Annotated in this window: 13 protein-coding genes; 2 read left to right on the top strand and 11 right to left on the bottom strand. The window is 56.5% G+C overall.

All coding sequences use genetic code 11. The features are described from left to right. Window positions 1-14 precede the first annotated feature (14 nt). Together AC5S26_RS11775 and AC5S26_RS11770 are read right to left on the bottom strand one after the other, a co-directional pair. On the bottom strand, window positions 15-1,004 hold the full coding sequence (locus AC5S26_RS11775) for a hypothetical protein (protein WP_494185085.1): 990 nt from the start codon (window positions 1,002-1,004) through the stop codon (window positions 15-17). Window positions 1,005-1,067: 63 nt separating this feature from the next. Continuing rightward, on the bottom strand, window positions 1,068-3,281 hold the full coding sequence (locus tag AC5S26_RS11770; protein WP_494185084.1) for a TIM-barrel domain-containing protein: 2,214 nt from the start codon (window positions 3,279-3,281) through the stop codon (window positions 1,068-1,070). A 194-nt stretch (window positions 3,282-3,475) separates the two neighbouring features. Here AC5S26_RS11770 and AC5S26_RS11765 point away from each other — a divergent pair, with 194 nt between their 5' ends. Both AC5S26_RS11765 and AC5S26_RS11760 read left to right on the top strand, forming a co-directional pair. Beyond that, entirely contained in the window at window positions 3,476-5,767 is a 2,292-nt protein-coding gene (locus AC5S26_RS11765; RefSeq protein WP_494185083.1) for an FAD-dependent oxidoreductase, read from the top strand. Between the two features lie 9 nt (window positions 5,768-5,776). Beyond that, on the top strand, window positions 5,777-7,021 hold the full coding sequence (locus AC5S26_RS11760) for an MFS transporter (protein WP_494185082.1): 1,245 nt from the start codon (window positions 5,777-5,779) through the stop codon (window positions 7,019-7,021). 8 nt (window positions 7,022-7,029) lie between these two features. Here AC5S26_RS11760 and AC5S26_RS11755 read toward each other — a convergent pair whose 3' ends face one another. The 9 genes from AC5S26_RS11755 to AC5S26_RS11715 all read right to left on the bottom strand — a co-directional run bounded on the left by AC5S26_RS11755 (window position 7,030) and on the right by AC5S26_RS11715 (window position 26,443). After that, on the bottom strand, window positions 7,030-8,757 hold the full coding sequence (locus AC5S26_RS11755) for a glycoside hydrolase family 2 protein (RefSeq protein ID WP_494185081.1): 1,728 nt from the start codon (window positions 8,755-8,757) through the stop codon (window positions 7,030-7,032). An 85-nt stretch (window positions 8,758-8,842) separates the two neighbouring features. Next, window positions 8,843-12,352 (bottom strand): TonB-dependent receptor, encoded by a 3,510-nt coding sequence (locus AC5S26_RS11750; protein ID WP_494185080.1) that lies wholly within the window; start codon window positions 12,350-12,352, stop codon window positions 8,843-8,845. A 434-nt stretch (window positions 12,353-12,786) separates the two neighbouring features. Further along, a complete protein-coding gene (locus AC5S26_RS11745; RefSeq protein WP_494185079.1) occupies window positions 12,787-13,815 on the bottom strand; it encodes a LacI family DNA-binding transcriptional regulator in 1,029 nt (342 codons plus the stop codon). A 91-nt stretch (window positions 13,816-13,906) separates the two neighbouring features. After that, complete coding sequence (locus AC5S26_RS11740; protein ID WP_494185078.1) at window positions 13,907-15,322, bottom strand: hypothetical protein; 1,416 nt, start codon at window positions 15,320-15,322, stop codon at window positions 13,907-13,909. A 303-nt stretch (window positions 15,323-15,625) separates the two neighbouring features. Further along, window positions 15,626-19,084, bottom strand: a complete 3,459-nt coding sequence (locus AC5S26_RS11735) for a TonB-dependent receptor (RefSeq protein WP_494185077.1) — start codon at window positions 19,082-19,084, stop codon at window positions 15,626-15,628. Between the two features lie 353 nt (window positions 19,085-19,437). Then, window positions 19,438-22,116, bottom strand: coding sequence for an ABC transporter permease (locus AC5S26_RS11730; RefSeq protein WP_494185076.1), 2,679 nt, complete (start codon window positions 22,114-22,116; stop codon window positions 19,438-19,440). Beyond that, window positions 22,113-22,460: a PadR family transcriptional regulator gene (locus tag AC5S26_RS11725; RefSeq protein WP_494185075.1), complete on the bottom strand. Its 348-nt coding sequence runs from the start codon at window positions 22,458-22,460 to the stop codon at window positions 22,113-22,115. Before AC5S26_RS11725 ends, AC5S26_RS11730 begins: the two co-directional genes overlap by 4 nt. A gap of 233 nt (window positions 22,461-22,693) precedes the next feature. Continuing rightward, on the bottom strand, window positions 22,694-23,722 hold the full coding sequence (locus tag AC5S26_RS11720; protein ID WP_494185074.1) for an alpha/beta fold hydrolase: 1,029 nt from the start codon (window positions 23,720-23,722) through the stop codon (window positions 22,694-22,696). Between the two features lie 96 nt (window positions 23,723-23,818). Continuing rightward, entirely contained in the window at window positions 23,819-26,443 is a 2,625-nt protein-coding gene (locus AC5S26_RS11715) for an AMP-binding protein (protein ID WP_494185073.1), read from the bottom strand. Between the last annotated feature and the right edge of the window lie 49 nt (window positions 26,444-26,492).

The following is a 26,492-nucleotide window of genomic DNA, read 5'->3' as shown; positions in this document are numbered from 1 at the left end:
GGTCGTCTGCCTGGCTACGGAAGCAACAGGACCTGGTCGCTCAGCGGCGTCGTTTCGAAGCGTGCAATCGTGTAGCCTGTCTGTTCGGCGAGAGGTCTGAAGCCTGCGAGGCCGCGTGGGATGAGATGGAACCGCGTTGCCTTGATCTGTTCACGTCGGATTGGCTGATCGCTGGTGACGGAGCCGACTACAAGTCTGGCACGGGAGTGTAGGACGCTGAGGTTGGCGACGATGGCCTCGTCGGTGCCGTACTCAAAGAGCGCGCCCTCGGAGGAAGCGGCGATGATCGCATTGGCTTGAATGGTGTCGAGGAGAGAGTCGAGCTCCGTGGCGTCGTTCCAGTTGTAGGACCTGGTGTCGAAGGTAATGTTGAGTCCTGCGAGAGGGGCTCCACTGGCGAGCAGCGCCCGAAGGGCATTCGCTCCGAAGGCCGGCCCTTTGGCGTCGAGATCGCTGACATGGATATGGATGGGACGAGCGAGAAGGTTTGGAGCGTGTTTTTTGAGCAGCAACAGAGCGTTGATGCTGTCCATGGCGGGGCCGCCGCCGATGTCGATAAAGTGAAGCGGAGCGTCGATGGTTTCGGCAAGCAGCGGCTCGATGCCGTCAGCGAGCATTCTAGCGACGTGCTGCAGGCGGAGACGCACGAAGCGTGCGTGTGGTGAGCCGACGATGCGCTGGTCAATGGGGGAGTTGAAACCGTCTGGCAGATTGGTAGGGCCGAGCTTCATGATATAGGTGGTGAGGCCGCCGAGGAAGGAACCGGCAGGCTCGAGGAGTGCGCGAAGCAGTTCCGAGCGACGGCTGCCGAGCTTCATGAAGAGGCGGCGGACGAAGACGGGCGTTTTTGCCTGCTTCTCCTCGGTGGTCTTGTAATCTGCAGTGATTGCCGCGATAGAGGCAGGGTCATCGGGGAGGGCGAACTCGGGATGCGTAATGTCGATGATGGGAAGCTCGATGCCATCGGTTGTGGTGGCGTAGACGATACCCGGTTTATGGATCATGATCCTCCTGACCGCATCTGAGAGACGCGGACTTGAGAATGATATATCTTCAAGTCCCTCTGACTAGCGCCTGCTCGTCACTTTGTAGATCTGACCTGCCTTAGGTTCGAAGGCGATGGCGTGTCCAAGTGTTGTGACGGCGACGGTTTTACCGGCCTTGTTTTTGACGATGAGGGATGACGGATCGCTGCCTATTTCGATGTTGTCGACATTAACGGTGATAGGCATTGTGCTCGCAGGCAATGTGAGCTCTGCGGTAGAGGATTTTGCCACTGGATAGACGCACAGGTAGAGCTTGCCCTGCTGCTGCTCGAGTGTAACGCCGGAGCCACCGATAAAAAGAGGCGTTTTGTCGGTGGGCAGAGCGAAGTTTTGGAGCGTCCGGTGGCCAGCATAGATCTTTCCTGTGTCAAAGTCCATCCAGTTGCCATCTGGCAAATAGATGTTGCGCACATGTGCGGACTCGTAATCGTTGCCGTAGAGCGGTGTGGCCAACATGCTATCGCCGATGAGCCACTCGTAGCCACGCGCAGTGGCGTTTTCGCGGCCGTAGACGTTGGCGTCGTCAGGGAAGGCGATGGGTAGCGGCGTCATGGTCCAGGGGTAACCGTCGCTATAAAAGCGACGCGCATTGGAAAAAAGATATGGCGCGATGCGCTCGTGGAGCTTTGCGGACTTGAGCATGATGGCAGCCGTGGGTGCGCTGAAGGACCATGGAGGCTCGCCCATGCCCATGCTGCTGTGGAGCGCGGCCCACATGGCGTTGCGCTGCATGTAGGTCTCCATACGCGACGTGCGGTTGGTGGAGAAGTGATTCTCCCCGAAGGTGCCTCCGACGATGTCGGGGTAGACGAGCGGAAAGCCGGAGTAAGCGAAGGCGAGCGCGTTGACGGGGCCGCGATCCTGATCCTGGTTGTAGTTGAAGTCGTTGATGCGATGCAGGTCGCCATTGGAGGAAAGGTAGCCGTTGCGCTCGATGATGAGCTGCTTATGCGCCATTAGGCGATCGTTGGTTGGATCGACCTTGTCGTCGCGCAGATCCCACTTGCCGTACCCGTAGAAGTCTTCCTTCCAGCCGGAGATGCCGTAGCCCTGCCATTTCTTGACTAGGGCCATGTACCAGTTGAGGGCGGCGGGGTTGTGCGCGTCGAGTAGGTAGTAGGGCATCTTGGGCCAGCCGCCGGTGAAGGACTGCGCGTTGCCGGATGCATCTTTGAGAAAATAACTCTTGGCAACGCCTTCGTCGGAGTAGGGGCCTGTGGTGATGAAGGTGATGCGCAGCCCGAGCATGACGGTGAGGTCTTCACCGCGGAAGTGAGAGATCATGCCCTTGGGGTCAGGGTACTTATCGTGGTCCCAGAGGCCGAAGCTGGTGGTCTCGTGCATGGAATCAGGCTTGGTTGGCCAGAAGCCAGAGCCGATGACGACCCATTTGAGCGGGTAGCCGAGCTTGAGGTAGTGATCGATCGAGTCAGTGTCGGTCTTTTGATTAGTCTCCCAGCCAAGAGCACCGAAGGCCTCCCAGCCGACGCCGAAGGCTTCGTACTTGGGCATGATGACCTTGTAGCCGGAGGTGTTGCGGGTATCGAGATATTGCTTGTAGATCTGGTGCGGGTCGCCGAAGAAGTAGTGGATGGTAACCCTGCCATTGAGATTCTGGACACCCTGGGTAATCTGTTCGCCGGAGGTGTGAACGACTTTCCGATGTGGGTCGATGAGCAGGACGGCGAAGCGCTGTTTGGGATAGATGATGAAGTTGCTGACGAGTCGGGCGATTCCCTGGCCGGAGAGGAAGGCGTCGTTGACGAAGCCGGTAACGTCGGTGTTGTACTGCTTATTGGCGAGGGTGGAGAAGTGGGCTTGCTCGACGGCGTGGTCGGCAAGACCGTAGGCGGGTGCGGCACCACCGGTGACGAAGCGAATATCGCCGAGGATCTTGGTGGAAGAGAGCGTCAACGTGGCGTGGTGGGCAGCCAGCGTGATGGCGATGCGAAGGGGCATTCCGTCTGCGGCGGTTGCGCTAAGAATGCATGGGGATACCGTGCAGTGTGATGTGCCGATGAGTGTGATGGGTTTGCCGCCGATGAAAATGCCAGCCTTCGCGTCTGGTGAGACGACTGACTTGCCGTCAACGTTGAAACCGTAGCGCAACTCCTTGCCTTGTGAGACGAAGGTGAGGCTGGAGCTTCCAAGATGAATGTCCTGAGCATAGGCGAAGGGAAAAAGACTGCTGCTAGATAGAAGTAAGGCAGTGGCAAGGATCGCTCTTTTCGACAAAACGCTATATCCTTTCGGTTCGTACAGCGAAGGGGGATGCTGGATTCGGGATCGTCAATTTCTGGACAAGTTTAGCGGTTAACATGTACTCTTTCGCTTGTTCTATTGGCAAGCATTAATTCCGGAAGGTGAGCTGATGCTTCTTTGCGTTGATCTTGAGGACAACCGAGTAGGGATCGAGGAATCACACCGCGATGAGAGATAACGGGAACTCAGCGGTTAAGGCCCCCCCTGTTCCTCGCGACCTCCGGCAGGAAAGTCTTGACGCGGATCTGGTTGTGGCAGGAGGCGGACTTTCTGGAGTCTGCTGCGCGATTACAGCGGCTCGCGCAGGCATCCATGTCGTGCTTGTCCAGGACCGGCCGGTGTTGGGTGGAAATGCTTCGAGCGAAGTGCGGTTGTGGGTGCTGGGCGCGACCTCGCATATGGGCAACAATAATCGCTGGGCGCGCGAGGGAGGTGTGATCGACGAGCTGCTGGTCGAGAACGTGTGGCGCAACCCTGAAGGCAATGCGGTCATTCTCGATTCGATCGTGCTGGAGTTCGTGCTACGCGAAGAGCGGATCAAGCTTCTGCTGAACACGGCGGTATATGAGTTGGAGACAGGCGAGGGCGGCGCCATTACGAGCGCGTCAGCCTATTGCAGCCAGAACCAGACGCGCTACAAAATCATTGCACCACTGTTCTGCGATGCGACGGGGGACGGGCTTCTCGGTTTTCTCTCAGGTGCTGCGTTTCGTATTGGTGCAGAAGCGCGCGAAGAGTTTGGAGAGATGCTAGCGCCGGAGACGGAGCAGCATTCTCTGTTGGGGCACTCGCTCTACTTTTATTCACGCGATACCGGCAGGCCGGTGAAGTATGTGCCGCCCTCATTTGCCTTGAAGGACATTACGGAGATTCCCCGGTTTCGCGAACTACGCGTGACGGACTCAGGCTGTAGGTTGTGGTGGTTGGAGTATGGCGGCGCGAAAGACACGGTATATGAGACCGAGGAGATCAAGTGGGAGCTATGGAAGGTCGCCTACGGTGTGTGGAACTACATCAAGAATTCCGGTGAGTTTCCTGAAGCCGAGACGCTCACATTGGAGTGGATGGGAACGATTCCCGGTAAGCGGGAGAGCAGGCGCTTTGAAGGCGACGTAATGCTGACGCAGCAGGATATCGTGGAACAGAGACAGCATGAGGATGCTGTGAGTTTCGGGGGATGGGCGATCGATCTGCATCCTTCGGACGGCGTGTATAGTACGCAGCCGGGCTGCACGCAGTGGCACAGCAAAGGCGTGTACCAAATACTGTACAGGGTAATGTATAGCCGCAATGTCCCAAATCTATTTCTGACGGGCCGGTTGATCTCGGCGTCGCATATCGCGTTTGGTTCGACGCGTGTGATGGCGACGTGCGCGCACAACGGTCAGGTTGTGGGTATGGCTGCAGCGATGTGTCGCGAAACGAGACTGATGCCGCGCGATCTGGTAACGCCGAACACAATGCGAGAGCTGCAACAGCGCTTGTTGCGTGCAGGGCAGTTCATTCCTGGCCTGTACGGAGAGGATGGTGCGGATAAAGCCCGGTCGGCGAAGATCGACGCAACCAGCACACTAGAGCTTGATGAATTGAAACCATCAGGCGAATTCACTGCGTTGGATAAGCCGGTTGCGTTGTTGCTGCCGATTGCCGCCGGCCGCGTGCCTGCGGTAACGGTGACACTCGTGAGCGATACTGCTGCGACGGTGCGAGCGGAGCTTTGGGGTTCGAGCCGTAAAGGTAATACGACTCCTGATGTAAAGTTGGCGGAGAAGATTACAAGGCTCGTCGAGGGGTCTCAGCAGGTTTTGCTTGACTTCGACATTTTGATGGAAGAAGAAGCGCATCTATTTTTCATGCTGCAACAGGTGGAGGGGGTTCAGGTTGCGCTCAGCGATGAGCAGGTGACGGGGGTGCTAACTGTTGCGCAGAAGATGAACAAGGCCGTGGCAAAGAGCCTGGTGCAGACACCGCCGGAGGGCTCGGGAATCGATACGTTTGCCTACTGGCTACCGGATCGGAGGCCGATGGCGAGAAATCTTGCGGCGACGATTGCGCCGTCGCTGAAGATGTTTGCGCCATCGAATGTAATAAACGGTGTGACTCGTCCGTGGTGTGGAGTCAATGCGTGGATTCCTTCGCGAGAGGACAAACGGCCGAAGCTTCGGTTGGAGTGGGCCGTGCCGCAGACGATCACGGAGATCGAGATTAGCTTCGATACGGACTTCGATCATCCGATGGAGTCGGTATTGATGGGGCATCCCGAACGGGTGATGCCTGCCTGCGTGACGGAGTTTGAGGTGTGTGCGGGGGCAAAAGGCAGGGTGGCGCAGGTGGTGGAGAATCATCAGACGCGCTGGAAGCTCCGGCTGGATGCGCCGCTGGAGACAAAGGAGCTTTCCGTGACGATTCTGGGGCGTGGGCCTGCGTTGCCGGCGATCTTTGAAATGCGCTGTTACTAGGGGAGCACAATGAACGATTGCGAGGGAAAGCTCTCCAGGCATCAGTGGGTGGTAATTGCTCTACTGTTCGCTGTTGCGCTGATCAATTACTTCGACAGACAAAGTCTTTCGGTTGTTGCTCCAAAGGTACAAGCGGAGTTGCAGCTGGGCGATGAAGGTTACGCGCACATAGTCAGCCTATTTCTGTTTGCTTCGGCGATCGCTTACGGCATCTCGGGATTTATCTCAGACTGGTTAGGAACCAGACGTTCGATGGCGCTGTTTGTGGGGTGGTGGTCGCTGGCGGAGGCGGCGACGGCGTTTGCGTCTTCAGTATGGATGCTGGCGGTTGCGCGGTTTTGCCTGGGGTTGGGCGAGCCGGGGTTGTGGGTTGCCGCTCCGAAGGCAGTGGGGGAGAGATTTGATGACAAGCAGCGCGGCCTGGCGATCGGCATATACACGATGGGTGCCACGGCGGGAGCGATTATTGCGCTACCGGTGATCGTGGCCGTCACAACGCATCTTCCATGGCGATCGATCTTTCTGCTGGATGGCATGGCCGGGCTGTTGTGGATCCCGCTGTGGTTCTGGTGCTATCGCAAAGACCGAGGCAGGGCGACGACAAGGACTGAAGCGGCCGCCGCGAACACGCGCGAGGTGCTGAGCCGGTCTTCTACGTGGAGGCTGTTGATCGCGCGCAGCCTCACCGATCCGGTGTGGTACTTCTTTCTGTTCTGGTTCCCTAAGTATCTTGGCAGCGCGCGGCATCTGCCGATGTCGCAGCTGGCGAAGATTGGCTGGGTGGTTTATCTGGGAGCGGGAGTGGGCACGGTTGCCGGAGGTCTGCTGTCGCGGCGATTGATTCGTGGAGGAATGCGGGTTGGCGTCGCGTATCGCTGGACGATGCTATGCGCCGCTGCCTTGGTGCCGTTGAGCCCTCTAGCGGCTCTGGTTCCTCATTATGCTCTGTCGGTGTTGCTGGCTTCGATTGTTGCGATGGCTCACATGGCGTGGCTGGTGACATTGACAGCGACAATCATTGAACTTTATCCCGCGGATCAGGTGGGCAAGGCAGCAGGGCTGATTGCGATGGGCAGCGGCTTCGGCGGGATGCTATCGAGCGAGGTTGTGGGATATCTGGTGACGCATGGCGGATACACGCCGGTGTTCTTCCTAATGGCTGTGCTGCATCCGATTGCGATCTCGCTATTGTGGCCGGTGTTTTCGCAGGGACGGTCGGCAATGAAGCATGCGACACCTGTCTCTGCAGCCTAATTGCAGGCTTATGGCAGATCCGTCTCGAAAAGTTTCTGTACGACCTTCCAGCTGTCGCGCCGTTCGCGGTCGATATTAACAACTCCCCAGGAGCGGATACCGTTCGCCGGGGTTCCGCGAATGAGAGAACGGTAGTCGTTCCAGGTCCAGAGAGAGCCGCCGATCATATAGGGGCGTTCCTTCATCGCTGTGACGGCATCGGTGATGTCCTTGATGCGTTCGGGATCGTGGAGGCTGGGCTCGCCCATCTTGCCGAACTCGGTTACGAAGATCGGCTTGTTGGGATAGAGCTGGTGAGCGTGGTCAAAGCGTTTGGCGTAGCCCCCGTAGACGTTGATCGAGACGAAGTCGGAGTACTGGCTGGCCTCGTCGGCGCCGGTCTTGACAGCGGGGTCGCCGGTGTACCGTGAGGCGAAGGTGATAAGGCGTGTGGAGTCGAGCGACAGGGTATAGCCGCGCATGTCGCGGGTCCAGTCGCCGCCTTCCTTCGTGTAGGACTCGTACTCGTTGCCGACGCTCCATGCGATGACGGAGGGGTGGTTCCAGTCCTGCTCCATCATCTCTTTCATCTGTTTTTGGAAGGTGGCACGGATTCCGGGGTCGGACATCTGCCAGGCGCTCATGTTCCAGTTGCCGGCTTCAGGAATGATGAGCATGCCGTGCCTGTCGGCGAAGTCGAGCAAGTAGGGCGGCTGGGGATAGTGAGCGATGCGCATCATGCGCATGTTGTCTGCGAGCATATCGCTCAGATCGCGCTCGAGGATGGCGTCGGATTCGCGCAAACCCTCTTTGGGATCTTCGCCAACTCGATTGGCGCCGTAGAGATGGACAACCTTACCGTTGAGTTGTAGCTGAGTGCCAACAACGCGGATATCGCGAACGCCGACGTTGGCTGTGAGCTCATCACCAGGCACAGAGATCTTCGCGGTGTAGAGGAAGGGGTCGCTGGTGCTCCAGAGGTGGGCGTTGCGCAGGGTACCCGTCCAGGCGACCTCGGCGTCGCCATTGGCGTCGATGCGGGTGGGTTTGAGGCGCAAAGGAAGAGTGGCGATTTCGCCCTGCACTGTCGCGGATGCCGCAGCGGAACCGCCATTATGCAGCCAAGCTTTGAGATGGATAGTGGCGGCGCCGGTTTTGAGATCGGGTTTGGCGTCGATCTTCATGTTGTGCAGATAGACGGCGTCGGTGATGACGATACTGGTAGGTCGAACGATGCCGCCGTAGGGCATCCAACCGACGATGGTGATGCGGTTTGCGGTGCCGTAGGGGCCGGGATGATCGGTTGACGGGACACCGGCAGCTAGCGCGGGGATGGAGGTGAGGGTGGGCGTGTTGTCAACTTCAAGCAGAAGGTGGTTGGCGCCGGACTTAAGGAGTCCGGTGATGTCGAACTCGAAGGGCGTGTAGCCGCCCTCGTGGGAGCCGATCAGTTTGCCGTTAAGCCAGACATGGGCAACGTCGTAGACAGCGTCGAAGTGGAGTCGCGCGACCTGGCCAGGGCGCAGCGTGGGGGAGTCAAAGTTGCGCTCGTAGAGGGCGTGGCCGATGTAACGCCGGTATTGCTCGGTTGCAGGCCAGGAGTGCGGAACGGTGATGGGTTGCGCCTTGTCGTCGAGCGTGGTCTTGAAGGCCCAGCCGGGGCCGTCGAGGCTGATGTGTTCGGCGGCCCCGGCTGGGAGAGCGATGATGGCAGGGAGGATGAGAGCCAGCAATGCGGCGCCGCGCAACTTCTTCATAATGAGTCCTCAGTGTAGAGAAGTGAATCAAGAGACGGAAGAAGGGCAGAGTAGAGGCTCTGCCCTCCATCAATGGAACGAATGGTTAGAACATAAGCTTAGCGGCAAGCTGCAACGAGCGTCCGTCGGCTGCGGTAGTGATGGTTCCGAAGGAGCCGTTGGTGTTACTGCCACCTCCAACTCCGTTGCCGTTGACTACAGGGTTTGAAGCGGCAGTGAAGGAGGTATTAGGAAGGCCGAAGTTGGCGTGATTGAGAACATTGAACGCTTCGGCCCGCAACTGGATCTTCCAGCGTTCTGTGATCTCGGTTGTCTTGAAGATCGAGAAGTCAAAGTTCTGAGTTCCCGGGCCTCTGACATTGGCGAGTGTGCGGGGCACATTGCCGAAGGTGTAATCCGAGGGATTCTGGAACGCGGCTGTATTGAACCACTTCAGGGGTGTCTGTTTGGAGAGTTTGGCCGATTGGCCGGGTACGAAGTTGGGACGGGTTGCGGCGCCAGACTGAGAATTAGCTCCAGTAATGGTGAGCGGCGTGCCGGTCTGGAAGACACCGATGAGATTGAATTGGAAGCCGCCGATGGCGCGGTTGACCCAGGCATTGCCGGAGGAGAACTTTTGGTTGCGACCGAAGGGCAGATTGTAGAGGGTACTGACCGTGGCGCGCTGCGAGACATCGGCGGGATCGAGCGAATATTCGGCGCGACGGTTGTAGACGTTCTGATAGCCATTGTTGGCGGCGAGTCCGTTGAGGTAAGCGAGCGGCGAAGCGACGCTGTCGTCGAGCAGCTTGCTCATGGTGTAGCCGAAGAGGAGGATGACTCCGTTGCGTGCCTGTCGCTGCGCAGAAAGCTGCAGGGCATGCGACTGAAGATTGCCGTCATGCGGATTATAGATGTTGACGGAGCTGTAGTAAGGGTAGGGAAGAAGGGACTGCTGGCGGGTGATGGTGGCTCCGCCGAGAGAGCCGGAGAACTTGCCCGCATAGGGATTTGGAACCGACTGCTGCAACGCGATGCGGCCTAGACCGAAGTATTTCGGATCGAGCATGTTCGCGTTGTAGCCACCGGCAGGAAGATGCACGCCATGATTGCCGACGTAGGCTGCCTGCACCACGATGGAGTAGGGGATTTCCCGCTGAATGCTGAGGGTGTACTGCTGCGACATGGGGGACTTCCAGCGGTTGGGGTCCTGGTAACCCGGCGATTGACCGAGGAAGCCGAGCGGACCGTAGGCGGCACCGATGGGCTGCAGCGGATCGGTGGGGAAGCCGTTCCTGAACTGGAAGGCGACGAGCCGGTTATCGTTGCCGGCGGGGTTGTAGGCGGTGTTGGTGGAGGAGAAGCCGTTGGTCTGGCCGGTATAGATGGAGTTGAAAAAGAGCGGGTAGTAGATTCCGAAGCCGCCGCGAAGGACGGTCTTGCCGTCGGCGGTTGCTTTGTAGGCAAAGCCGATGCGGGGACCGAAATCGGTGAAGCTGTCAGGGACAAAGTTGCGCCCGACACCGCCGGTATCGGCGTACTGCATGATGCCAGTGAAGCCACCGGAAGACAGGTTGGGATTGAAGTTGCTGTAACCGTTGTTCTGCTCGAAGGGCTGCTGCTGGAAGTCGTAACGCAGGCCGAGGTTGAGAGTGAGGCGCTCGGAGACCTGCCAGTCGTCCTGAAGAAAGAAGGAGGTGCTGATTCCGCGATCAGTCTCGCCGGTGTTGGTGGCGATGCTTGCCGTGCTGACGGCTCCTGCGAGGAAGGTGGCGTAGGAGTAGCCGGAGTTGACGAAGCCGGCGGGAGCCGCTGCGCCCGAAGGATCAGAGGTTAGTCCGGCAGCGAAGCTGAAGTTTCCCGAAGGCGTATTGCGCTGCAGGTTTGAGCCGATGTTGTAGCGCAGGTCGGTTCCCATGGTCAGCGTGTGCCGCTTGATGACCTTGGTGAGAGTGTCTGTGATCTGCGGAAGCGTGTAGGTGCGAAGGCCGATGGTCTGGACTGAGGCAGGTAGACCGTTGCCGACAGTCGGCAGCGCAAAATTGGGCACGTTACTGGGAAGGCCGAGCTTCTGCGGCCAGTCGCCACCCGCACTGACGGCCTGGAAGGGAAACTCCTGGCGCTCAACGGAGATGCGGAGATCGTTAATGAGCGTGGACGAGAAGGTGTGGGTATCGCCGACGAGGAGCTCTTTGGCAATGTACGTGTCATAACGGTTAGCGACAGTGGGATCCGGGTAATAGGTCCCGCCGCCAGTACCGCCGTTGGTGAAGTTGTTGTAGTACGCGTAGCGGGCGAAGATGGTGTCTTTGTCGGTAAGACGGTAATCGACGCGGCCGAGGGCGTTGTACATGTTGCTGATGCCGCGGTTCAGGAAGAGGAAGTTGTTCGTGTTGGTGTAGGGATTGCTTGGCGTGGTGTTGGGAAGTGGGTAAAAATTGTCCTGGTAGGCAAGCGCGACGGGATCGAGATTCGTGACCTTGTTATTGGCGTAGGGTTGGCGGGTGGCGGTGTTGCCGACGACGGTGGTCGTATACGGGTTGTAGAGCTGGATCTTGTTGCCGCTGGCGTCCGCGAGGCCGGAGAAATCGCCCGTGCGCTGTGCTGCAGTGGGCACGGATAAGTATTGAGGGTTGGATTGGATAAAGCGGTACGACTCGTAATTGGCAAAGAAGTAGGCGCGGTTGTGGATGATGGGGCCGCCGACGGCTCCGCCGAACTGGTTGTAGCGCAGTACAGGTTTGGTGAGCGGGGGACGAGCAAAATAGTTGCGCGCGTTGAAGATATCGTTGCGGAGAAACTCGTAGACGGAGCCGTGGAACTCGTTCGTTCCGGAGCGGCTGACCAGATTGACGACACCGCCGAGGGTGAAACCGTACTGCGCAGAGAAGACGCCGCTCTGTACTTTGAACTCCTGGATGGAGTCGGTGTTGGGATTGACGGCGATTTCGCCGGTGGTGGTGGAGAGATTGCTTTGGCCGTCGAGGATGTAGGAGTTTGATCCGGTGGGTGAACCGTTGATGGAGATCGCTGAAAGGTTGGTACCTCGGTTGGCGAAGCCGGACTGGCCGACAGTGGCGTTGACGCGAACGCCAGGGGTGAGCGTGGTGAGGGCGATGGTGTTGCGTCCGTTGAGGGGAAGCTCCTGAATGGATTTTTCGCCGACGACGGCGCCAAGCGTTGCCGAAGTGGTGTCGAGTACGGCCTGCGAGGCGTCTACCTGGACGGTCTCCGTGGTTCCGCCAACAGAGAGCTGGACGTCGACCTCGACGCGCGTGCCGACGGTGACCGTGACGCCATTGGTGATCGAGGTCTGGAAGCCCTGCTGGATAACCGTTACGCGATAATTGCTGCCGAGCAGCAGCGGCGGCGAGTTGTAGAAGCCGACATCGTTGGTAGTGAGGGTGAACACGTTATGCGTGTCGAGGTTTTCGATGTTGACGGTTGCGCCTTGAACGGTGGCGCCGGTGGCATCCTTTACCGTGCCAATGATATTGCCTGTGCCCTGCTGGGCGTTCAGCGGAAGCATGCCTGAAAGGGAAAGAGCAAACAGGCAAAGTACATCCATGAGTGCAGTCTTCCAATGTCTTTGGCCATGCCTCAAAGTGTTGAACATGCCGTCTCCTGACTGTGGCAGTTACGTTTTCGATAAATAGCAGGTGCTTGCTGTGCAGAAAGCAGGCTAATGTTTGCGATCGATGGGTAGCTTGCAAGCAAGAGGGCGTTGTGTGTGGACCACAAAGCGATCGATATCTCCAGAAGGCAAACAAGACGGTCGGCGTGAACGGGAGAGGAGTAGGGGGTTCATAATTTGGCTCCAGCAAAGTTAATCGTTTAACGTCAGCCGGGAGAGTAGATTCGGGCCTTTAGCATTGTCAAGTAATTTCTATAAGGCGGCGCCTTCAAAGGCGAAGAGGAGTTCCCGGATGTCAGCGAAAACGGCACGATCTATCGAAGTCAGTTGTCTGAAGAGTTGTTGAAAAATTGGTAGCAGATAGATTCTGCAGCATTGGGACAGGTGTTTGCAGACTGCAGGAAACTCTCTGATCTCTATGTGGTTCGGCCTTCGGCAAAGGTGAAGGGCAACAGAACCCGCTGCCGCTCCTGTTCCGGCCTTTCTATCGAGTGAATCAGCATGTCGGCCGCAAGTCGTCCCATCTCAAAGGTGGGAACAAAGAAGGCGGTAGGACGTGGTCTAAGACCCCCTGCATTTGCCGAGTTCGCGCGGGTCAGGATTGCTACATCGTCGGGAACACTCAGCTGACGGGCTTCAACGTAGTCGTACATATGCACAAGCAACGAGTCATCAGCGGTAAAGACTGCCGTGGGACGCTCTTTGCGTCGCGCGAACCAGCTATCGAGAATGGTGAACGCTTCGGTTGGATCGTAGTTGCTGCATCCGATATATTCCGGCTTCAACTGAAGCCCCGCTGCCGCCATTCCTCGCCGCAAGCCGTGCAATAGATGAATGTGAGTGGGTAGAGTTGCCGCTCCGCTGAGAAAGGCTATCTTTCTATGACCGCGTTCGACGAGATATCGTACAGCGGCCTCGGCGAGCGCCGTATCATCGACGCCGACATAATTGATTGCAGCCCTGCCGTAATAGGAGTTAATCATCGTAAAGGGGATTTTGGCAGTATCAAGCTCGTGAATGGTGTCGTTGATGTCGCGCGCCGTGCAGGAGCGCGTGTTGATGAAGATTAGACCGTCGGCGAAGCGGCTCTCGAGGATCTGATCGCGCGTGGCTCTGCCCGGTCGACCTGAGGGGGAATAGATGAGCAAGTTATATCCGCGGCGCATAACGGTGGCCTGAATTCCGGAGAGAGCCTGCGCAATGAATTGATTGAAGAAGATCGGATCCTTCATGGGAACCATCAGGCCGAGGAGCCGGGTCCGACGCTCGGCTAATGCTTTGGCCAACTCGTTGGGAGAGTAGCCTAGATCGTGGGCGATCTTGCGAATCAGCTCGCGCTTGGCCGGGCTGACGCGGGTGGTTTCTTTATTATTCAGAGCGATCGATACTGCCGCAACGGAGACGCCGGCACGCTTGGCAATATCAGATAGTTTGGGGGCAGACATGATCAGGTTTCCCTTTTGGACGAGAGCCTTGTAAAGGATATTCTCTCTCGATCTTATTGCCTTAATGCTAGTTGACTCGAGATCCGGCTAATCAAGTAAACATGAACTCGGCTGTCATTTTGCAAGAGGCGCCCGGAATCAAACGAATCCACTGTGCGCTGAATCCATCCTGAAAGATGACTGGATGGTATTGCCCGCCAATAAGCTTCACTGTCTCGTATTTCACCCAGGTGCCATTCCCGAGGAAGTCGATCTCAATGTCTACGGTTGTGCTCTTCTCCGAAAGAAGGTGCAACATTTTGTGCTCGAAGTTCAGAAAGAGAAACGGGTCGGAAGGCGCGCCGGCGGTGACTATCTCTTCACGCCACGGACCTCCCCACCCCTGCGGGCGGCCCCAGGACCACAGATCGTCTGATTTGCCAAACCAAATGCCGCTCTGTGGCTGGCCGGCCACGGCGTTGTTGTCGCCATTGGGAGAGGTTTCATTTCCACCGAGGGCCAGCATACCGCGGAAGCTGCAATAATCGGGAATCGTGCGAAGGTGTTGGCAGACAGGCTTCACGCCCCAGATATGACCCTCAAAGGCGATGGGCTGTAACTCGTAGAACATCCCTTGAATGTCCATCATGTAATGCTCCGTCTCGATTTCACGAATGCGCATCCACTCGGTCTGCCATCCCTGCTCGAATGCATGCGACGGTTTCGGCAGACGATATAACTGCCATTGCCCTTCGACGAGTGCGCGGAAGAGGACAGACTTCTCATCCCACCCGCTGCAAAACATGACACTTCCCATATTCTGCCGTGCTGCGACATCCATATGGGGTTTATCTGAGATGCGCCGCCACGTCTTTCCCCCCTCCCACTCAAACAATCCTGCTTGATTTTGGCCATACTTGAAGAAGCCATTGTTCGTAACTACGACGCGATTCTGGGCTGTGAATCCCCCTTTGAAATGGGGCTGCTCCGTAATCTTCATGATCTCTGAAAGATTAAAGAGTAGGCGCGGTTTCAAATCTCCGATGTCCATCTCGAAGAAAAAGCCTTCCATGGTCTGAAAGTAAACGCGGTTCTGGGGGTCAGTCAGGTGTGGCATTGTTGAGGTCAGGCGATGTTCCACGAGTCCTTCGATTCGTCGCCATTTGCCTCCCGCATCAATGATGTACGGTCCGATGATGCACTGGTTGGACGCATGATGGATATAGCGGTTGGCGTAAACACCATTTGGCATGTCAAGCCCCTCAATTTTGAGGGAGTCGTCAATACGATACAGCCCGAGTCCGTTGCCTGTGGTCTTGCCGCTGGAATTATAGGTAACGGCGTAGAGGCCATCAGCCCAGGGCATAAGTGCGCCGACTCCGCATTCGGTGCGTTGCGGATTGTTCTCGCCTTTTACTCCGATATTGGGAATGCCTGGAAGGTAACTTTGGCCAAGCGCGTAACCGCCGCACCCTGCGAGCGATGCAAGAACAGAACGTCGCGTTACTGACGGCGTTGTAAGCCTCATAGTCAATCTCCTTGAGCTTCCTGAATGAGCGATAAGAATAATGGAAGGCGCGTGCGGGAGCGCTCCCCATTTTCTTCGAGACCTATGTTTATCCAAACCACGACCATTCCAGCAAGCACTGAACGCAAGCTGCTGTGGTGAGAGGCTGTTTTCCACCGATGGGTTAGCCCAGTAAGAAGTTCCTTGTAGTAAAGAGTGTCCTTTTGTTGTGAATAGACGCAAGCACGCAGTGTTTCCCCACCGTATTCGTACGCGTAGGCTGTATTTCAGGAATCTAGTGAATTCTCGTCAATAGTTCCTTATCTAGAACTCGTACTTGAGTGCGAGCTGGACGAGACGTGGCTGGTATGACGGAAGAGTGGAGGTGATTGAACCAAATGTGGACGGTGTGGTCACGCCAGTTGCGGGGTTCGAGAAGCTAGCCTGGTTGGCTACGTTGAATGCTTCGGCTCGAAACTGCAGCCTAGTCTCACGGTACACATTAAACTCCTTGAACACCGACATGTCCCAATGACGGAAGTGCGGTCCGTGATAAGGATTGCGACTCTCATTGCCCAGTGTGCCGGACGCCTGCGGTGCAAAGGCGACAGGTCCCTTTGACGGATCGGTGTTGCCGTTGAAGAACTGCGGATTATTCGATACTCGCCGCACATTCTTGAAGGGATCGCTGAGCACATTCAGGCGATCTGCCGATCCGCCTGGACTGGTATTGCTGATGTTCGAAGCATTCAACACGGTGAACGGAAGGCCCGTCGACCACAGATTCAATACGTTCAGGTGCCAGCCCGCAGTTAGCGCATTACGAATTCCATTCGTTCCTTTGCCAAAGGGCAGGTTGTAGTTGCCTGTTACCACTACGCGGTTCCGGATATCCAGATCTCCATTGCCGTAATCGGCGTAGTTTTGGTTGGCCAAGATTTGGCCCACGCCGTTGCCGCTCTGACCATTGATGTTCGGAGCGTTGTCGAGTAGGTGACCCCACGTGGTGTTCACATTGAAGCCCAAGCCGTTCGAGAAGCGGCGCTCAAAACTCGCCTGCAACGAATGGTACGAAGAAGCACCAGCGCTTAAGGTCTGCGTGATTGTCGTCACGTTCGGCAATTGCGTATAGAACCGTCGTAGTGTCTGGCTACCACTGGTGTTCAGAGGAGCGCGGTTGATGTCAAAGCCGGTTGAAAGCCTTCGGCCCAACCCACCCACGTATGACACCGTGAGGACGTTGCCTTTGAAGTCTTTCTGCACCGTCAAGTTGAACTGCTCGAGGTAGCCCGATCCGAAGTTCTTGTCGATGGTTGCTGGAATAGAACCGACGATGCCTGAACCCACAGTGCTTGGATTCTGGTTGGGGGTAGGCATTCCTTGTCGGAACAGGGCAAACGCCGGTTTGCAGCCGCTGGTACCCGCTGCCGCTTGCACGGTCGAGCAGTTACCGTAGATTGAGATGTTCGGTGTGTTCTTCAAATTTGTGGGCGACTGGTAGTTGCTGGCGAAGAAGGCCAGACCAAAGCCACCGCGCAGCACCAGGCCTGGCTTTGGAGTGTAGGCAAAACCGATGCGCGGTGCGGCATTGGTGTAATCCGTCTTCACACCGGCCGTACGTCCCACACCGTTAAGGCCAGCCTGCAGGATGCAGATGCAACTCGGGTCGAAATTGGAGATGTGATTATTCTTCTCGGTAAAGGGTGTATAGACGTCGTACCGGATACCGAGATTCAGAGTCAGGGTTGAGGCGACATGCCAGTCATCTTGTAGATACACGCTCGGTTCCCAGGTCTGGTAGTACGGTGGGAAGAGGTTCACGTTGCGTGTCGCTGCCGAGAAGATTCCTTCGAGCAAGCCGGGGCCTCCGGTCCGGAAAGTCCAACTACCCTCGCCCTGATTGTCCTGAATGTTCAACGCGATACGGCGGATAAGTGCTGCACCCGCGCGCATGGAGTGATTGCCGCGGTTGTAAATCACCTGCCCCATCACCTGATAGGTATTGTCTTTGTCCTGCAAAGGCACGAAATTCGAACCATTGCCAAGGCCTGTCAATCCCGTAGGCAACGCCAGAGCCAGGCCCGACGTCAGCGTACTGACATTCAGGTTTGGCTGCCCTAACCTGGTGTTTGGGTTCTGTTGGTAGTTAAGTGGATAGGACGCATTGTTGATATACGTCCAGGCTGCACCCAGGTTCATGAGCAGGTTGGGTGAGAACGTATGCGTATAGTTCAGCGTGGCATTGCGCGCCAGCTGTGGCGAGGTGCCAAAGCCATTGCCGGTCTGTGGATCGATAGGGAAGCCGTTTGCGTTCGAGATGGGGAGTGAACCTGGCGAGACTGTGTACACATCGTTGATGATGTACTTCGCGAACAGAAGATTCTTGTCATTAAAGTGATAGTCCACACGCACGTCATACACCGTGGAGTACTGCTCATTGTTGCGGACGCCAACGTATTGGTTAGAACCGGTGTTGGGTGCAGGGTACAGCTTGAAGTATGCAAGACCGACCGGATCGATAAAACCGTTCGGAATCTTATTGCCGGATACAGGCGTGCGTAAATACTGCGAAGTACCGGAGTAGCCGTTGAGACCGGTCACATGTGTCGGATCAGGATCGTAGACGCAGCCGGTCGTCTGGCTCTGAGTTGGATCGGAGACACTTGCGCCGACGGTAGCGCAACCACTGGCCGGAATTGCATCTGAAAAGTCACCTGGGTGCTGCTGTTGATACAGAGTCGGCACTGTTAGTGAGGTAGGCAAACCTCCGCGGATTTGACGAAAGAACTCCGCGTCACCATAGAAAAAAGCCTTGCCCTTGAAGATAGGGCCGCCAAGACTGCCACCGAACTGGTTCTGACGTAGACGAGGCTTCGCAGCGTGCGCACCGAACTGGTAGGCGTACGCATTCAGATTATCGTTGCGGAAAAACTCGTACAAGGAGCCATGGAAATTGTTGGTGCCGCTCTTGGTGATGACGTTGATAAGCGCACCGCCTGCGCGGCCGCCGTCCGCCGAGAAAGAGTTCGTAAGGATGCGGACTTCCTGGATGGAATCGATCGCCGGGCGCACACCGATGGTCCCAATGACACGCTCATTGTTGTCCAGGCCGTCTACTAACTGATCGTTCAACACCTCGGACTGCCCATTAATTGACACGGATGACGTCGGACGGCGATCGTCCGGACGTGTGCCACTGCTGATACTGTTCGGCGCGCCCTCTGTGGCCCCCGGAATGATTTGCGCAAGGTTGATGAAGTTACGCCCATTTAGCGGAAGATCCTGCACTGCGCGGTTGCTTACATTGCTACCGATCGAAGACGTATCCGTCTGCAGCACCGGCGCGGACGTGGTGATTTCTACAGTTTCATTCGCGGCACCGACGACTAATGTCGCGTCTGCACGGCGGCGGTCACCGGCGGAGACCGTCAGGTTCGTGATGCTGGCTGTCTGAAAGCCCGACATCTTCACTACCACTGAATAGTTGCCGGGATTCAGATTCGGGACTGTATAAGCTCCAGAGTCGGTCGTCATCGTATTCACTGTGACGTTGGTTTCCAGATTTGTGACAGCGACTGCTGCCTTGGGCACTTCTGCTCCCGTAGGGTCCGTAACGTTTCCAAGAATCGTTGCGGTGCTGTCCTGCGCGATCGCCACATTGCTGGTGAAGAGAAGCAGCAGGGCTGTAAGCAAGATAAGAAACAGAAATAATCGGCTAAGCGCTCTAGCGCGCAAAACTGCCGCAGGTTCCCCACAAGTGGGAATCAGAAAAAAACGATCCATGTTGGCCCTCATGACCGCCGAGCAAGAGTTATCGTAACGCGCGGCATCATAAGCCTTTGCGATCGGTGGTCGCAAGGAAATTATCGAAAAAAAACTTCTGTCGAGGGAGTTTTCAGGACTTTCTTGCGAAGGCAAGGTGAAGCATCACCAAGTTAAACTTTGCGGTTTGCAATAAGGGGCTGCCCGTGCGAGGTCCGTGACGCAATTTGACGGAGTGCTTTCTTAGCGAAATTGATTTTACTGTCGAAAAATATCTTGGCGTCAGCCTGCTGATGGGGGCTTACACGTGTTACCCACCGCCAATGGCAGAATCTCTCATTGGGTTTCTCTAGAGTATGGAATCCTCGGAGTCATTATTGCGAGTGGATGATTTGCATGGGATCGACATGCGAAGCTCGTCGTGCGGGAATATAGCAAGCCGCTGCGACGACAAGCATGAGAAGAGCGGCAACTCCGATAAAGGTGCCAGGGTCGGTGGCGCTGATGCCATAAAGCATCTGGGCCATCGTGCGGGTCAGCACAAGGCCAGCAGCGATCCCGACTGCGATCCCGATCAAAGCTAGTCGCATGCCCTGCCACAAGATCAGACCCAGGATGTGTGTGCGTTGGGCCCCGAGCGCGAGACGGATTCCGATCTCCTGAAAGCGTTGTTCTATCAGATAGGCGATGACCCCATAGACGCCAATGCTGGCCAGCAGGAGAGACAGGACTGCGAAGGATCCGAGGAGGATCATGACAAAACGCCGTTGAGCTAGAGAGCTCGACAGGCTGCTCTGCATAGTGTGGACATCATAGAAGATCTGCTCGTGACTGTTCTGTGCAACGGTGCGGCGGATGGCATTGAAGACCTGTGTAAGATCGCCCTGATACCGCAGCACGGCTTGAATGCCGGAGGGTGCGAGGCGCACAAAATCATCCGGAGTTTGCATCCAGGATGTGTAGAGTTGCACTCGCAATGGATTGGTATCGTCGGCGTCGAGTCCCCATTGTTTGACGTGGCCAACGACGCCGACAATCTCGACCCTTTTATCGCCATCGGCGAGCATGATGTGCTTTCCGATCGGGTCCTGTCCCGCGAAGTATTTTTGCGCGAAGACTTCATCGATAACACCAACGAGAGGGGACTTTTCGTCGTCGCGTGAGGTAAAGAATCTACCGCGCTTCAGGGGGATTCCCATGACCTTCAGATAGTCCGGTCCGACGCTGTAAGAGAGCGTTCCTTTCATGTCGTTAGTGGAAGCAGGCTTTGGCTGACCGTCCGGCCAGAACTGGATATCATTTTCGTTGTCAATGGGGAGAGCGGACCATGACTGTGAGACGGCGGTCACTCCGGGAATAGCCGCAATCTGTTCATCGAAGTTACGGAAGGCAGACCGTATTGCGGTTGGGTTTCCCCCGATCATGGAAGGTGGAAGAGTGTAGCCAAATATCAGGACATTTCGCGGGTTGAAGCCAGGGTCCACCTTCCATAGCTCTTGAAGACTACGAATCATGAGACCGGCACCAATCAGGAGAACCAACGCAATTGCCATCTCGGAGATGACAAAGATGTTCTGCGTTCGATGACGTGCTGCGCTCGATCCGCGGCCGCCTGCTTTGAGTGCAGAGTGAGGATCGGTTCGAGATGTTCTGAACGCCGGCAACAGGCCGAAGAGCGTTCCGGTAAGAAGCGTGATGCCCAGGGTGAAAAAGAGAACCCGAAGGTCGAGTCCGATCTCTTCAGCTCTCGGTAGCGTTTGGGGAAGAAGTCTGAGGCAAGTGTGAGTTCCCCATATAGCAATGACAAGTCCAAGTGCTCCAGACGCGATAGATAGCAGGAGGCTCTCCGTGAGCAGTTGACGGATCATGCGCGTGCGACTGGCTCCCAGTGCCGCGCGAATCCCAAACTCCTGCGTACGAGTAGTGGAACGTGCAAGGAGCAGGCTGGCGATGTTAACGCATGCAATCATTAGCACAAGACCTACCGCTGCCATGATCACCAAAAGAAACGGTCGAACGTCACCTACGATCTGTTCCTTCATAGGAACCAGACTGGCACCAATGCCGGTGTCGACGTCTGGAAAGGCTTTGGCGAGGTTCTGGGAAACTCGGGCCATGTCAGCCTTGGCCTGTTCGATGCTTACACCCGGTTTGAGTCTCGCAATCGCACGAAGACCCATGCCGGCATCCCGAGCCAGGAGCCCAGGGGCATTCCATTGCCCCATGGGAACGTAAACGTCACGATTAGCCATGCCCCAGATCGTGAGATGAAAGCTCGAAGGAATAACTCCGATAATTGAATACGATCTCCCATTGAGAGAGATGGCCTTGCTCAACACATTGGGTGACGCGTCGAACTTTCTCTTCCATAGTCCTTCGCTGATCAGGGCAATGGGCGCAGCTCCGGGGATCTCTTCCTGTTCCGTAAAGGTGCGACCGAGAAGAGGCTTAATCCCCAGAGTCTCAAAGAAACCTGATGTCATATATTGACCATCGACCAGTTCGGCTTCACCCTTCCCCGTAAGGCTGAAGTAGTATCCATGCGAGACCGACATGGAGGAAAAGGAGTGGTTCTCTCTTCTCCAGTCCTTGAAGTTAGGAAAAGAGATGCCACCGAACTCGAAGTTCGGCTTGCTCTCATGAAGAATGATGAGCTGTTCGGCATGCGGAAAGGGAAGAGGATGGAGCAGAACTCCGTTCACGATCGAAAAGATGGCTGTATTGGCTCCAATACCTAACGCGAGGGTAAGGACCGCCACCGTAGTGAAGACCGGACTCTTTCTTAGCATGCGCAGGCCAAAACGGATATCGTGCCAGAGATTCTCGACCCAGGGAAGAGATCGTTGCTCGCGGTAGGACTGCCGCGTCTGTTCCATCCCTCCCAGCCGAATGAGAGCCTGGCGTCGAGCTTCGCCCGGGGCCATTCCAGAACAGAGATTGTCCTCGATATGCATCTCAAGATGACTCTCAAGCTCGGCGGCGAACTCCCGCTCTGCCTCTTGCATGCGGAAGGTGCCAACCAAACGTCTCCATAAGGCTCGCCAAGTTTTCATTGCGCCTCCTGAGCCGGTGCAAGAAAGCGGGCCAGGATGATGGTGGCCTGCTCCCACTCTCGCGCCTCTTGCTGGAGCAGTTTGTGACCCGATCGAGTGAGGCTGTAGAACCTGGCCTTGCGATTCTTTTCCGATGCTCCCCATTCGGATGTGATCGCTCCCTCCTGTTCGAGTTTTAGAAGCGCCGGATAAAGGGTGCCGTAGTTCAAAGAAAGCAGGCCGCCACTGATCTGTTCGATGCGCCGTGCAATGCCATAACCGTGCAACGGCCCCATCGCTTCAAGCGTTTTGAGCACCATAAGTGCGAGGGTGCCCTTCCATATATCCGCTTTATTCTCGCCCATGGCCTCTCCTATGCGATTCCCATAGGGAATATTTATACCGTTTCCTATGGGAATGCAATAGGAACTGGAAAATAAATGGAAGGAGGAAGCATTACCGGGGCATTGAACCGCTAATAAGTTCTCGGAAGGCGGCATAGCGGAAGTGACCTGCGTACCTGCTCCTGGAGCATGGGCAAACCGGAAACTGAGGCTCAGATGAGCGCAACGATCAAACAGGGGATTAGGTTTTACCTCTAAAGGGAAGAGACAGACGGCTTTCGAAACACTCCATAAGAGCGTTGCAGCAAGCTAACGATCAGATCGGGGCGGTCCAACTGTATCCAGTGACCGCTCTTTTTCGCAATCACGTGTTCGCCTATGCTGGAGAGTGCAGCCAGCTTGCGGTGCTCCCTCAACTCTGACTCAGTCGCACTCTCGGCTGAAATCACGATCAGCAAAAGATGACCGAGCGAGGCGTAAGGGACTTCATTCATGGAACGAGTAAGTTCAGAAAGATAGTAGGCCAGGGTTTCAAAACTTTGCGGCCGCGACCAATGCGTGCGTACCGCAGGCAAAAGCTCGCTCGGCAACTTGCTGATCTCGGCAGTGATGCGCGAGATGACGCTCTCTACGCTGCCACTTGCCATGCGTGCGATCCACTTCGGTAGCGTCCTCGCTCCTGCTGACAGCAACATCAAGGAAAGACGAACCACACCTACTCGTGCCAGCCAGGCACCGCGCCTCGAAAGCTTGGCACCAAGTGCCAATTGTTTCTTGCCTCTGGGGGGTAGCGTGCGCCAATGCTCACAATCAATAGGATCCAGTAGCAAGAGCCCGACGACACGATCGAGATTCCGATAACAGTATCTACGGGCAATCAAACTGCCAAAGGAATGTGCAACCAGAATGAGCGGCCCGGCGATCTGAAGAGCATCAATCATCTTTTCTAATTCGGAGACTAAATTCTCGATCGTGCGCGGAGTGCGCGCAGCCTCACTCCACCCGAAGCCCGCGCGATCATAACTGATTACACGAGTAAACCGCGCTAGATCCGATTGCAACGCTCTCCAACTCAGCGAAGAAGCTGCGATGCCTGATTCCAAGATAATCGTGGGCTTACCTTCGCCTTCCGAATATGCATGTAAAAGGCTTCCCTTCACGGGAACAAGCCTACCCGGTGGAGGATAGCGTCGCCGATCAATCGCCGAACCTATGGTTTGAAACAGGACCCCAATAAGCAACACGACCAGGAGTAGCGCGGTCAGCCCAAGTAGGACGCTCATTGTCACTCCTGTTCTACCGCATGCAGAAAATCATACGAAACGCTGTCAAAGCAAGAGCTTCATTGACATTACTTGGGGGTACAACGTGGCAAATATTCATTCTTTGGATAGAAGTCGCTTTACGCTCTCCTCGAGCCTTGCCGTCAGTTGCGCGGGCTCTGCACCTTCCTCGATGGCCATAGCCTCGCCTACACGCACCTGCAACTGCCCTGAACGGAACCATCGAATCTTGCGTTCGCGCATCTCACCGAGCCCGATCAACGCTACCGGCACAACGGGCACCCGCGACTGCTGCGCCAGGAGACCGATTCCCGGCCTGAACGGGTGCAGCAGCCCATCGGGACTGCGGGCTCCCTCCGGAAAAATTAGTACAGAGTAGCCTCGATCCATTGCCTCGCCTGCATGCGCAAAACTCTTTCGAAACCCACGCAGCCGCGGCAGAGGAAATACATTGAACAATCCTGTCACAAGCCAGTACCCAGTTGGTGCAAGCATATTACGAAGCGTGCTCTGCTGGTTTCGCCCCTTGCGAAGGTCCATAAGCAACTCACCCGACATTGCAATGGCAACCCGTCGCCGCAGTCTTGTCGGCAGAGCGTACAAGACCAGCGCGCCATCGTAGGCGGTCACGTGATTCGTAATAACGAGTATCGGCCCGAGTGGCAGATCAGGCGTCTCGTGCACTATCCGTGGTGCGGCGAGCAACCAAATCAGCGGGCGCATTATCAGTTCGAGAAAGACAATCCGAACTGCACGAATCAGCGAACTCCACGGCCATCGCGGAAACACATACTCAGACGCATCTCGCTCGTTTGGCTGGGACACAGTCGCCGTCACGTCGGCGGGATTTACCGGAGCAGGACCGGTCTCCGGCGCAGTACCAGCCGTCTGCGACGAAAGGCCCGTTCCCTCTTTGCAATCGAGCAATGCCCGCAGACCACCCAGAGTCTCAACTTCGACGATAGTATCGTCCTCAGGTTCCAGGCCGAATCGCTGCTCCAGTGCCGATCGCAATTGCATACGGCCCAGGCTGTCTAGATGCAAATCCTCCGACAACCGCAACCCGTCATTAGCACCTGAAAGAGACACGCCCGTAATCTCCGCAATCATAGTGAGCAGCACATCCCCTCCCGGGACGGCTCCCGAAGGCTCTCCCTGTTGGCGGCTCAAGAGTACCGCGCAGGCCCATTCTGCCACCTTTCTGCGCAACAGCTTTCCCATCGAGTTATATGGGAACTGTGGATCTGGCCATCTCAGCACTCGCCGGATCTGCTGATACTCTGCCAGTTCGCGGTTCGCCTCGCCGACCATTGCGTGAAGCTCGTCATCGCGTCCCGAAAACAGCACGATTGCGATCGGCTCTGGGCCGCTTAGGGTCTCGCACGGCACGACGACGCATCCGCGTACTCCGGGGAGTTTCATCATCGCCTCTTCGAGATCCGCGGGATACACGTTCATCCCTGCAGCGGTGACGATCACTTCATTCTTTCTACCGAGAAATCTCAGTTCTCCAGACTCATTCTTCGTCGCCAGATCCCCGGTTGTCAGCCACTCGCCCTCGCGCTGACGCATTGTGCCTCCCTGCCACGTCGCTTCTGCAAGCATGTCTCCGCGCACCAGGATTTCGCCGTCGTCACTGATGCGAACTTCACGGCCCGGCAAAGGCTTACCGATCGTTCCGTGTCCAATACGAAATGGATGATTGAGCGTCACAAGCGCGGTTGTTTCGGTCATCCCATACCCCTGAATCAGTGCGAAACCCAGCCTGCCCCAGAAATCTTCCAGATCGGCGGGCAATGTCGCTCCGCCCGAGATGACGGCCCAGAATTTCAACCCGAGATCGAGATGCACCTGCCGGAAGCGCCACCACCGCTTCCAGATAGAGAGGTCCTTTGCTCGTTCCAGCTCTCGTGCGAGCGAACCGTAATGCGCCAGCAGATGCGTCCGTAGCAGATGCAAAACGCGCGGCACGGCAATCAGGACCGAAATACGCTCACGATGGATAAGCTCCGTTATCCGCGACGGTTCAAGCCGTTCACTAAAGTGGACTTCCGCTGCGAGTAATGGAGGTACCCACATGCCCATGAACTGTCCAAAGACATGGCTCAGCGGCAGGCTGTGCAGAAATCTCAGTGGATGCACCCACCGCTCGTACTTCAGGTATTTGTCAATCTCGGCCTCAATGGGTTGCAGGCTCGCAAGAACATTGCGATGCGTAAGGACGACTCCCTTCGGCTCTGCAGTTGTCCCTGATGTAAAGATGATCTGAAACGGCGTCTGCCCGTTGACCGCATCGCTCACTGCGAATATTGGTGTGGTGGGCAACCGTGCGTTTACTTCTGAGAACGACAGCCGAGGAACATCGCTTTCTATGGAGGTCAACAGCCCGTGATCGCCCACGATTAGCTTTGGCGAAACATCCTTCACGACGCGGTGAGCGAACTCGTTTGAACCCGCCGCATCCAGTGGAACCGCGACCACTCCGCGCAGTAGACAGCCGAAGAAAATACCAAGCCATTCCGCTGAGTTTTCGCCCCAGAGCACAACCCGTTCACCCGGGGCTATTCCGCGCCGGTCGAGTTCGGCAGCAGACCGCCCAGCAAGCTCCGCAAGCTCACCGTACGTTGTCGGATAGCGCCGATTGCCGCGATGGGCCACGACCGCAGCCTTCCCAGCGTGCCGGCGAAAGTCCTCAACAAGGCTGGCCAGATGAAATCGCACTCCGCCATCATAGCTGTCATCTCATTACAGATTGAACAGCAATGGACCA

It is taken from the genome of Edaphobacter sp. FHG110511_03, assembly GCF_059115365.1.
Note: the sequence above shows the minus strand (reverse complement) of the source record. Positions and strands in the feature narration are given on the sequence as shown.